General features: G+C 25.3%; 1 protein-coding gene. It reads right to left on the reverse strand.

All coding sequences use genetic code 11. The annotated features are described in order from the left end of the window. Positions 1-566: 566 nt before the first annotated feature. On the reverse strand, positions 567-864 hold a 298-nt coding region (locus DRF61_RS22990; RefSeq protein ID WP_238601934.1), incomplete at its 5' end, for a hypothetical protein.

The raw sequence follows: 864 nt of genomic DNA on the forward strand, positions 1-864 counted from the left end.
CCCCTAAATAGTTTACAGATATGAATATTAATATAAATATTATAAAAAATATTAAAATATAATAAGGACTAAATATTTTTTTTATGTTCATTGTTGTTATTTTCCAGTAGTTAAAAATTTTCTTCCATTAAAAATTGCACGTTGATCGGCTTTACTGTCAAAGTGACCATATCTAATTTCATTTGCATTACTTCCTGCTTTTACTTCAGCTGCAGTTAAGCCAATAAATTTCGATCAACCTCCCCACATAAAATTGCCTGCATCCATTAAACTGTACATTGTATTGGCATTTCCAAATCTAAAATGATAAGAAGAATCGTTTGCATAAACATCATTTCCTATATCTAATTTCCTTGATAAATAATGTGCTGAAAAATCTGCTTCTCTTTGTGTGGATTCGTAACCAATCAAAGCATAAGCAGCAGCAAGGAGACTTGGAGAAAGGATTAAGTGTTTTTTTTATATTCATGATTTTTATTTTCCTGTTGTTAAAAATTTCTCCACAACTAAATATAAATCTTTAATCGGCTAGAATAACAACTTACTCTTATCATCAAATTTTAATTTTATCCCATTTGATTTTCAACCCCTAACCACTGACATATTACGGCATATAGTACCATAAAAAAAATGTACAAAAAATACAAAATAATTAAAATTATTTTATTTTTTAAATTATTCTCTTTATTACTTTTCTTTATATTATAAATAAGCACTGGAATAAAGATAAATAAACCTGGGATAAAATATAAAAAAATTAAACCAGCTCTTATCTGTTTATATTTGTAAGAGTCTATTTGATAAATACAAACAACACTAATAATAAATAATATAAATATTGATAATATTTTTGTAGGATTTAAG

It is taken from the genome of Chryseobacterium lathyri, from assembly GCF_003290185.1.
Taxonomy (GTDB): Bacteria; Bacteroidota; Bacteroidia; order Flavobacteriales; family Weeksellaceae; genus Chryseobacterium; species Chryseobacterium lathyri.